9 protein-coding genes and 1 pseudogene are annotated in these 10,052 nt (G+C 40.2%); 5 read left to right on the top strand and 5 right to left on the bottom strand.

The window, feature by feature from the left end:
- Nucleotides 1-41 precede the first annotated feature (41 nt).
- The 3 genes from BQ7314_RS13695 to BQ7314_RS16180 form a co-directional block, all read right to left on the bottom strand.
- The gene (locus BQ7314_RS13695; protein WP_174484256.1) at nt 42-350 is read right to left on the bottom strand and encodes a type II toxin-antitoxin system RelE/ParE family toxin; all 309 of its coding nucleotides are present in this window, start codon (nt 348-350) and stop codon (nt 42-44) included.
- On the bottom strand, nt 347-553 hold the full coding sequence (locus tag BQ7314_RS13700) for an addiction module protein (protein WP_174484257.1): 207 nt from the start codon (nt 551-553) through the stop codon (nt 347-349). Before BQ7314_RS13700 ends, BQ7314_RS13695 begins: the two co-directional genes overlap by 4 nt.
- A 259-nt stretch (nt 554-812) precedes the next feature.
- Nucleotides 813-1,403 carry a reverse transcriptase domain-containing protein gene (locus BQ7314_RS16180; RefSeq protein ID WP_425356651.1) on the bottom strand — a complete coding sequence of 197 codons (591 nt, stop codon included), beginning with the start codon at nt 1,401-1,403 and terminating at the stop codon, nt 813-815.
- A 119-nt stretch (nt 1,404-1,522) separates the two neighbouring features.
- On the opposite strand from BQ7314_RS16180, the gene BQ7314_RS13715 reads away from it, so the two are divergent.
- A complete protein-coding gene (locus tag BQ7314_RS13715) occupies nt 1,523-2,764 on the top strand; it encodes an ISL3 family transposase (protein ID WP_245395004.1) in 1,242 nt (413 codons plus the stop codon).
- A gap of 79 nt (nt 2,765-2,843) precedes the next feature.
- Here BQ7314_RS13715 and BQ7314_RS13720 read toward each other — a convergent pair.
- A pseudogene (locus BQ7314_RS13720) lies at nt 2,844-2,964 on the bottom strand (hypothetical protein); the annotation flags it as partial.
- An 871-nt stretch (nt 2,965-3,835) separates the two neighbouring features.
- Here BQ7314_RS13720 and BQ7314_RS13725 point away from each other — a divergent pair.
- From BQ7314_RS13725 to BQ7314_RS13740, 4 genes are read left to right on the top strand one after another with little or no spacing between them, the layout of a single operon-like run.
- Entirely contained in the window at nt 3,836-4,969 is a 1,134-nt protein-coding gene (locus BQ7314_RS13725) for a P-loop NTPase family protein (RefSeq protein WP_174484258.1), read from the top strand.
- Between the two features lie 12 nt (nt 4,970-4,981).
- A complete protein-coding gene (locus BQ7314_RS13730; RefSeq protein WP_174484259.1) occupies nt 4,982-6,685 on the top strand; it encodes an ABC transporter ATP-binding protein in 1,704 nt (567 codons plus the stop codon).
- Nucleotides 6,686-6,694: 9 nt separating this feature from the next.
- Nucleotides 6,695-7,636: an alpha/beta hydrolase family protein gene (locus BQ7314_RS13735; protein WP_174484260.1), complete on the top strand. Its 942-nt coding sequence runs from the start codon at nt 6,695-6,697 to the stop codon at nt 7,634-7,636.
- Between the two features lie 21 nt (nt 7,637-7,657).
- The gene (locus tag BQ7314_RS13740) at nt 7,658-9,037 is read left to right on the top strand and encodes an OprO/OprP family phosphate-selective porin (RefSeq protein ID WP_174484261.1); all 1,380 of its coding nucleotides are present in this window, start codon (nt 7,658-7,660) and stop codon (nt 9,035-9,037) included.
- Nucleotides 9,038-9,451: 414 nt separating this feature from the next.
- Here the strand turns inward: BQ7314_RS13740 and BQ7314_RS13745 are convergent, their stop codons facing one another.
- A complete protein-coding gene (locus BQ7314_RS13745; protein ID WP_174484262.1) occupies nt 9,452-9,862 on the bottom strand; it encodes a hypothetical protein in 411 nt (136 codons plus the stop codon).
- Nucleotides 9,863-10,052: the final 190 nt, after the last annotated feature.

Here is a 10,052-nt window from a genome sequence, read left to right on the forward strand (position 1 = left end):
TGGTGTGGGGAGGGCTGGAGAGAAACTAGCCCTTACCCGATTTAGCTTTTTTTACTCAGTTTACTACGAACCCAACTTGGGTTTCTTCGCTCTGGTAATACAGCAATAACGTATGCGGTATTGTCATTTAAATCGTAATATATTGAATATGGGAACCTCTTTGAAGACATTCGGTAATAACCGTATGCTTTGGAATGAACTCCAGCGTATATGATTAAAGACTCTATATCTGATAAAAGCGAATCCCAGAAATATTCACCAACACCTTGTTCTTGGCTTTCATAGAAAAACCTCCCTTCTTCAAGGTCAGTTTCTGCCTCTAATAATACCTGAATATTCTTGATATTCATTTTCTATGCTTTGATTTTAATTCTTCTAGCGATATGAAATTGGCATTACCACTTTCTATTTTTTCTCTTCTATCAGAGAGTATATTTTCATGCCATTTAGGCGAATTAACTCCAGTTGGTTCGCGAGTGAGTGAATCCCACAATGCCTCCATTGTTTGGAGTCGCTCAAGAACACTCATTTTTGAAATTTCAGCAATAGTCATTTATATTTCCTCTGTTACTACAGAATACATTTTAGCAGAAGCAATAACATAGAAGCATTTTTTAAATTTCCAGCTAGACACGTAAATTTATTTGTAAAGCTAACGCCATGGTCACTTGACGTTGGCAGATATTCGGTGAAATCTGCAAGAACACTGAACTCTGATAAAAAATGACCTTCAAAAGTCGAGTAGCCCGAAGTACTTCCCCCTCAGGCTCTCACAGAACCGTACGTGAAACTCTCGCTTCATACGGCTCTTATCATCCAACCGTTTCACTAAGTAAAATCCAATGCACAAACAATTTCGGCTCTCGTTGTTGATAACCTATTACCCAACGTATCGCTTGGCTTTTTGTTTTCAATCGTTTGTACTTTCGCTTTGCCCACTTTGCTAGCTTGGCATTGAGATATAATAATACGTGCTTTAATTTTGCTCGTCCATATTTCCCATAGTAGTTTTTCCATCCTTGCAGGATAGCTCTACTGTAGTATGCAATTGCATTAAGATTGGCTTTGCTGTTTCGAAGTATTGACCAACTTGCTATTTTCTCTCTGACCTTTTTAGCTGATTTTCGGCTAATGGCTGGCGTGAAATTAACAAAATACTCCCCTTTTCTGTTTCTACAGAGCCGAGGTTTGAAGGTATACCCTAGAAAATCAAAACTGATGACTGGGTAGTCACCTTTGTTTCTACTGCCTTTGCAGTAAGCTATTTTGGTTTTCTTTGGGTGCAGGGTCAATCCACAGTCGTTGAAGCGTTGTTCCAGTCGTATCTTGAGTTTCTGGGCTTCTTGTTCGCTAGCACAGTGACAAACAATATCATCTGCATAACGTTCAAATTGTATCCCTATCCAGTGCTTTTCTACCTATGCGTCAAACACATAATGCAGGTATAGATTTGGGCTCTTTTGAAAAGTGAGTGGGTAAATTATAATTAACAATCCTAATAAGCCACCTGAGTTTGTTTTTCATGATAACAGAATTATTTCAACAAGCACTCCATATTAATTCACCTTGGTTGATTAAATCTATTGATTTTAATGCTGAAGAAAAGCGACTTGATATACAAATAGACTTTAAGCGAGGAAGTACTTTTGAAGACCCTGATGCCGGTGATGATGAAGTAAAAGAGTATAAGGCATACGATACCGTTCAAAAAAACTGGCAGCATTTGAATTTTTTCGAACATGAATGTCATCTACATGCACGCGTTCCCAGAATTAAACGTGATGATGGAAAGGTTCGACTCATACCTACCCCTTGGGAAGGCAAGGTGTCAGGATTTACGCTACTGTTTGAAGCGTTATTAATTCAATTATGCAAAGCCATGCCGGTTCACAATGTGAGTGACCTGACGGGTGTCTCCGATCATAAAATATGGCGGGTATTGGATACCTACATTGAGCTAGCCAAGATGGATGAGGACTACAGTGATATAAGCCTCCTAGGAATGGATGAAACCTCCATTGCCAAAGGGCATGACTACATTACTCTATTTGTTGACCTGGAAGAGAGAAAAACACTGCACATTAGTGCAGGCAAAGATCATAAAACGGTTGTTGATTTTGTGGAAGTATTAGAAGCCAAACAGGGTGATAGGAGTGCAATCAAACAAGTGAGTTGCGATATGTCTCCTGCCTTTATTAAAGGTGTTAAAGAAAACATGCCCGAGGCAGAAATTACCTTTGATAAGTTTCATATCATAAAACTTATCAATGAAGCCGTTGACCAGGTGCGTAGAGAAGAAGGGAGTTACACACCCATACTTAAGGGAAATCGTTATATTTTCTTGAAAAACGAGTCTAATTTAACTGAAAAACAAAAAATAATAAAAGAGGAGTTAAGCATGGCAAAACTTAACTTAAAATCTGTCCGAGCCCTACAAATTCGTGAAGCATTTCAACAGATTTATGTTGCCGAAAGCACAGAGAAATTTGAAGGCTTACTTAATAACTGGTATTACTGGGCTACTCACAGTCAGCTGGCTCCCATTGTAAAAGTAGCTAAGACAATCAAGAGGCATTGGGATGGAATTGTCAGCTGGAAAAAGAGCCAAATCAATAATGGTATTTTGGAGGGGTTAAACTCGGTTTTACAGGCAGCAAAAAGAAAAGCGAGAGGATATAAAATGCAGCACTTCAAAACAATCGCTTATTTATTAACGGGGAAATTAGACTTTTCTAAAATAAATGCTAATTGCTTACCCACTTAAAATTCAAAAGAGCCACTTTTCTTCAAGTTAAAGACTATGGACAAAATGCTTGTTCGAGAGACTGCATTACTGGGATCAATCGTCCTTAATCTCATGGTTGCAAAGGTGGATTCTATCGGGTTGCTGGTTCGAATAGGTTGCCAATGAATGGCCGGAAAACCATAAAAAGTAAGCATCTGATCCTTATCTTTAACCAAACATTTCATTATTCCAGAGTACTTGTCCCGACAGCCGTCAAGCCATTTGAGGTAGCTTTAATGTAGCGACTTTTGTGCGTTGTGAAGCGGACGCAGGGCGTACTGGGACTTATCCAATTCGTTCCGTATATGAGTGAATATTTGGTGACAGGAGCCTCAAGTATTTCATGAGGTAGGATGGCGCGCCTAAATATTATCATTACATATATGGCGTATTTCCTGTTGTGGTTTCTGTCGCGGTCGATAAAATCCCGACAGAATACGTCAGCCTAGATTTTTTATCAAACACCAGATATATGATCATCACTCGTGTTGCAATGGTCAGAGACGGGCTATCAGGCAACTCAGACTATAAATGTACAGAGCAAGGCAAAGTATTTTTAGTGGTGTCGTGTAATGCTAACAATGGGTATTGATTTTTAATATAGTTTAACGCAATAGCTGTGTTGATCCTTCTGTAAAAAACTTTGTCGCTATAGGACGACTAATTATCATTTGATGTGATATCTGTCGCCGATAGATTTCATACGCGCGAGTTTAATGCTTCGATTTATCCGTAGGTTAAAGTGTTAATATTTGTCTTGTACATATATAAAGTAATTATATTTCAATTTGTTATATAAATAATCCGTTTATTTTTTTGGTTAAATACTGCTTTTATGCCCAATGTAGAACAATTATTGCAGAGGTGCATAAAAGATAGACAAAATTTGCAGGGATAGACGCTTATTAGGCACTTACTTATATAAATATACTTTATATTCAATTACTTAAAAAGTTTTTATTTTATGGCATGGGTTGTGCTTAATTACATGTGATAGTGGGATGCAATGTAATCTATTCGCCCGCAGAATAACCAATATAAGGAAAGATAATGAGTATTTTAGCAAATTATGCAATGAACGATAATATAGAGCCTGTAATGAATTCTTCTAAAGAGACCATCACACAAAAACGTATCAATAATGCGAAAGCCTCTTACAATGTGCGCAATGTTCCATTAGATATCGTGTCTTGTGTGTTAACAGGTGATGTACAACCTAATGCAGGAGACCTGGTGCTTGCTACCGTCACTAAAATTGGTCAACACCAGCGTATCGAATTGGGAAGTGGTCGTCGTGCGGGGCTTCACCTTGGTGATGAGATTATTGTCTGTTTTGGTTCGCGTTATGCGCCTGACCAATTTGAGGCATTTGTCCCCGACTCGTTAGAATCTTGTCATTTGGTTGCAGCAGGTGGCGTGGCGGCGCGAAGCATCAATAGGCACAGTAAAATGAAACGTGCGACTGAAATACTACCTGTTGGCATACTAGCTGATGCACAAGGGCAGCGTATTAATATTAATGACTGGGCGATAAAACCTATGGCAACGGAACAGCCTCGCCCCTTTACGGTTGGCGTACTGGGAACGTCAATGAATGCAGGCAAAACTACGACTGCTGCCGGCATTATTTATGCTTTAAAAAAACAAGGCCTAAAAGTAGCGGCGGCAAAAGTGACCGGTACTGGTGCGGGTTTGGATCGCTGGAAAATGGTTGATGCGGGTGCGGATATTGTTTTAGATTTCACTGATGCCGGTTTGGTGTCTACTTTTGGTGTCCCTTTAGAGCAATTAGAGCTAACTTTAAGTTGTTTAATGGATCATATGAGTGCGATTCAGCCTGATGTGATTGTTTTGGAAATTGCAGATGGTTTATATCAAAAAGAAACCGCCGCATTAATGGCTTCTGATGTTTTTAAATCTACAGTCGATCAAATTGTTTTTGCGGCGGGTGAATCAATGGGCGCGAAAAAAGGCGAAACACTATTAGAGCGTGAAGGCTATTCCGTTTTAGCGGTTAGTGGCGCGATTAATGCCTCTCCACTTGCTAAACGTGAAGCGCAAGATGTATTGAAAGCCCCTATATTGCAACCTAAAGAAGTGGGTAAGATGATTTATGATGTGTTGTTATCAGAGCAATTGATTACAGATAAGATAACGCAGCTAACCAGCGTTAAAAGTCATTAATCTATTTTTATTATGGCAATGCCAAACATATTAACTGCTAGACGCAGGCGTTTATTTTTTAAATTAATCGTCATAGGTTTTGTGCAGGCGGGGCTGACTATTATGTCAGCACTATTGATTCGTTATGTTTTTGATCATTGGGTGACCCAAAGTCAACATACATTTGGTGAGCCAGCGCTTGTTGTTATTATCGCGTTAATACTGACGGCGGTTTTGGGCGCCTTAATGCGCTATGGAGAGCGTGTAACCGCTGAGCAATTAGGGCAAAACTATACTTATGATATGCGCCTAGCACTATATGATCAATTGGTTGCTATTGCGCCTTGGACCTTGCAAAAGCGTAGCCGTGGTGGGCACTTATTGCGTTTTATTGGTGATTTAACAGCTTTGCGGCAGTGGGTAAGTCAAGGCTTAGCGACTTTAACGGTTGCGGTGGTCACCGCATTTTCTGCATTGCTTGTCTTGGCGTTTATTAATGGCATACTTGCGTTCACGGTGGCCTTGATACTTTTTGTTGGTGCCGCTATTTCAATTGCTTCAGGACATAAAATACACGATAGGGTAAAAGAGTCACGCAAATTCAGGGCGCGAATTGCCGCAAATGTGAATGAGAAAATTGCCTCTTTGCCCGTTGTGCAAGTGTTTAATCAAGTACGGCGAGAGCGTCGCCGTTTGTCTAAACAAAGTGTCCGTTTGAAAAGAGCGATGATTAATCGTGCCAAAATTATTGGCCGTTTACGGGCGATTACCGAAGCAACTAATGGCTTTGCAACGATTTGTGTATTATTTGTTGGCTCTTTTGAAGTGTCTCAAGGGCGTACGACGCCTGGTATGGTGGTCGCTTCCATGAGTATTCTGGGGATGTTGCTGCCCTCATTTCGTAATCTAGGGCGTATTTATGAATATTGGCACAGTTATCGTGTTGCCCTGGAGCGTATTCATTATTTTATGAATACGCCTGAGTTAATTGTTGACCAAGAGGATGCACAGCGTTTAAGAGTGAAAAAAGGAAAAATTGAATTTAAAAATATCCATTTAGAGGCTATTTTCAATAATCTTAATGGCACGATACCGGGGCGTACAAAATTAGCCATTGTAGGCCCTAATGGCGTGGGGAAATCAACTTTAATGAATATGATTGCGCGTTTAGTTGATCCTGACTCTGGCGATATATTGATTGATGATCAGAATATTAATGATTGCACTTTATCATCTTTGCGCCGCATCATGGGAATTGTAAGCCCTGATTTACCATTATTGCGAGGGAATATAGAGCGTAATTTACGCTACCGTTATCGTAAGGCCAGCGCGGAGGAGTTAGCCGATGTTTGTACCTTATGTGGTGTTGACAAAGTAATTGCAGACCTGCCCAAAGGTATGCAAACCCGTATTGTAGATGGTGGTATGAATCTTTCTTTTGGTCAGCGTCAGCGCATTACTTTAGCCAGAGCGTTATTGGGTAAGCCCAAAATTTTACTGTTAGATGAAGCGGATGCAAACCTAGATTACAACTCTAAGAAGTTATTGGATGAAATTTTAGACAGTTATTCGGGAACCGTCATCATGATTACCCATAATTTTGAGCGAGTTACTCAAGCTGACTTTGTTTGGTATGTTGCAGAAGGGCGTATTCTTGAGTCGGGAACGCCGTCTGAATTATTTGCACAAGAAAGTCTGACCGCTACTTTATTTAATCGTAAATTGCATGTCGCGTGAGTTCGCATAATGAAACAACATAAAATCATGAGCGCAAGTAAAGAAAAAAAACCTAAGGTAGTAAAGCCGATTACTGCGAATAGGCGTATTAATTGGCAAAAAAAAAGGATTAGGTTATATGCTTCCGAGCATTATCCGGAATTTAATTATCATATTTATGCGCCGTCATACGGTGCAGAAGGCTTGCCTGTTTTAGTCGCCGTGCATGGCATTTCGCACCGTGCTAAAGAGCAAGCGCGTGCATTTTCAGCGTATGCAGAGCAGTATGGCTTTGTCGTTGTTGCGCCCCTATTTGGTCGAAAAAATTTCCCAGCTTATCAGCGTTTAGGTATTAGCAAACAAAGCGTGCCTTGTTATTCAGATATTGCTTTAAATGCATTGCTAGGAGAGCTAGGCAAGCATACGGGAGCATTAACTCAAAAAGTGTCTTTATTTGGCTATTCTGCCGGCGGGCAATTTGTACACCGGTATGCTATGGCCTATCCTGAACGTGTGCATGCAGTCGTAACAGGTGCGGCTGGTTGGTATACTTTTCCTGATGTACATAAAAGTTTTCCACGCGGGGTATGTAACCGCTCTAAATTGCGCACGCTTGAGCTTAAGCCTGAGCAGTTTCTTAAAATTCCAATGGCAACTTTAGTCGGCGGAGAAGACAATCAAAATGATTCTGCTTTTAAGCGGTCTGCCTCGCTCGATTTGCAACAAGGCATCACTCGTATAGAAAGAGCGGAACGGTGGGTAAAAGCCATGCAAGAGATGGCTATTCATTATGGTTTTAATACTCGATATGAACACAATATAATGCCGTTATGTGGTCACTCTTTTTCTGATTGCGTTGAGTATGGCAATCTACCTGAAAAAGTGGTCAATTTTTTATTTGCGTCATGCTGTCAAAAATCTGTATTGCCAAACTCTCAGCTTACCCTAGAACATTTTCATTCCTTAGCTTAACTCGCTATTTTCGGATTATTTATGAATTACCGTGTCACCTATCGGGCTCCATATTTTTGTTGGAAAAAAATATATTTGTGGCTTATTTTGTGCCTGCCTGTTGTTGTATCTGCCGATGAAGGCCTAGACAAGCAGCGCATGTATGAATTGATTAAACAACAGCAAAAACTGTTAGAGCAACAGCAACAGCAAATTAATGAACTACGTGATATTGTGCTTAAAGGGCAGAAACAGCAAGTACAAGTGAGTAAAAAACTGGATAAAACTGAGCGTAAGGTTAAAAAGATAGCAAGGTCTTCTGGTAAATTTAGTGTTAGCAAGAAAGGTTTGCGGGTGCAATCAAAAAGTGGTGATTTTTCTTTTCGGGCGGGAGGGCGAATTCATGCTGATTATGCTAATTATGCTGATGATGTCACGCAGATGGGGAGTGGTGCGCAATTGCGGCGTGCTCGTATTTATTTTAAAGGCAAATTATTTCGTGATTGGGCTTATAAAGCAGAGATTGAATTTGCTGAAAATGGCAAGGTGGGACCTAGAGGCGTATGGCTGGCCTATAATGGCTGGAAGCCTGTTACTCTGACTCTCGGAAATTTTCAAGAACCTTTCAGTCTTGAGGAAATGACGGGATCAAATAATATTACCTTTATGGAACGCTCGCTTATAAATACCTTTGCTCCGAGTTATCACATTGGATTGGGTGCGAAAGGCTATGGTCGTTTTTGGAGTTGGTCGGGCGGGGTTTTTGGGGACGCTTTTAAAAATAAAGATGATAATATTGATAATGGTTGGGGAATTGCCAGTAGAGCTACTTTTGCACCGATATTGTCTGCTAAAAAATTATTTCATATAGGTTTTTCCAGTGAATACAGGCAAACTGATACCGGCAATCAGGCAAGAGTGCGTACTCGCCCTGAATCACACATTACCAACCGACGCTTGGTTGATACGCGAACTATTAAGAATGTTGATCATACCTGGTTATTTGGTAGTGAAATCGCAGCAAATTATGGCCCTTTTTCATTGCAGGGAGAATATATTCATAGTCAAGTAGCGCGTTTGCAAGCTAAAGATCTCGGCTTTGATGGTGCTTATGTACAGGGAAGTTGGTTTTTGACCGGTGAATCTCGCCCTTACAAGGTGAAAAATGGCACTTTTGGGGCAATTGCCCCCTTGCATGACTATGGTGCTTGGGAATTTGCAACCCGTTATAGTTGGATTGACTTAAATAGCAAAGATATTACAGGGGGGCAGGAAAGTAATGTCACGGTTGGTTTAAATTGGTACGCTAATTATAATGTTCGCTTTATGATGAATTACACTTTTGTGCAGGCATACCCTAATAGAAATGGCATAAATGAAAGCCCCAATATTTTTCAAATGCGTGGGCAGGTGATGTTTTAGAAGGCGTCATTATCACATAAACTATTTATTTCCTCGCCTTAAGTTAGCCGTCCTATAAAGTGAATTAGGGGGGGGGCAGGTCTTTAGTTTATGATCGACTCTCTGCTAAACTTAATTTTTAAGTGTCATGGTTTAGGGTAAAGGTGGCAAAAGCTCTTAAGTTTGAATCTCCAAGCGCGCTCTATCATGTCACTACGCGCGGAAGTCGTATATGAGCATGATAAGGAAAGCTTCCTGTTTGATGTTTTCGAGCAATACAAGTGGTATGTTATGCGTCTTGTTTAATGGATAGTCACTACCAATTATGAGTTGAAACACCCGAGTCAAACCTTTCCAAAGAAATACGATAGCAGATCAAAGACCTTGCCCCTTATTACTAACACAAGGGGCAGTCAGTTATTTGAGGGCGATAACTTAATCAGCAATTTTTAATAACCAGCCTTTTTGCACAGGACATCTTTTGGCATTTACACTGACTTGAATACGTGCCGCCGTATTTTCCAACGATGTGGGCAATTCACCTTTGAATAAAATAAAGCCAGTTCTGACTTCTGAGGATACGGGGACTGGAATCTTTTTAGCCGTTACTTCAACATATTTAATTTCACTTTCTTTGAGACCATTTACCCAAAACGAAAATTTGGCGTGAGGGGAAACAACCTCTAAATGTTTAGGTTTAACATGATTGATAATAATTGCTTTACAAGCACTCTTACCACTTTTATTAACGCTGCTGCCATGCCCGCCATGCCCACCAGCTGCCATTGTATTGGTTGATGCGATAAGAAAAGAAATGAGTGCGGGAATTAATATGGACTTGTTCAATGTTCTGCCTCTATTATAGTGATGAGTTTAGTTGATGTGCGTAACTATGTGATGGCTATTATATTACGATTATAGAGGGATTAAAATGCGGATGTGTTATGAAAGACAGGCGGTGTGGAATAGCAAAGTTATAATCATGGCAAAAATATGGATAGTTTAATTAAACCTCTTACGACTCAAAAAACCACCA

Source organism: methanotrophic endosymbiont of Bathymodiolus puteoserpentis (Logatchev) (assembly GCF_900128525.1).
Lineage (GTDB): Bacteria > Pseudomonadota > Gammaproteobacteria > Methylococcales > Methylomonadaceae > Methyloprofundus.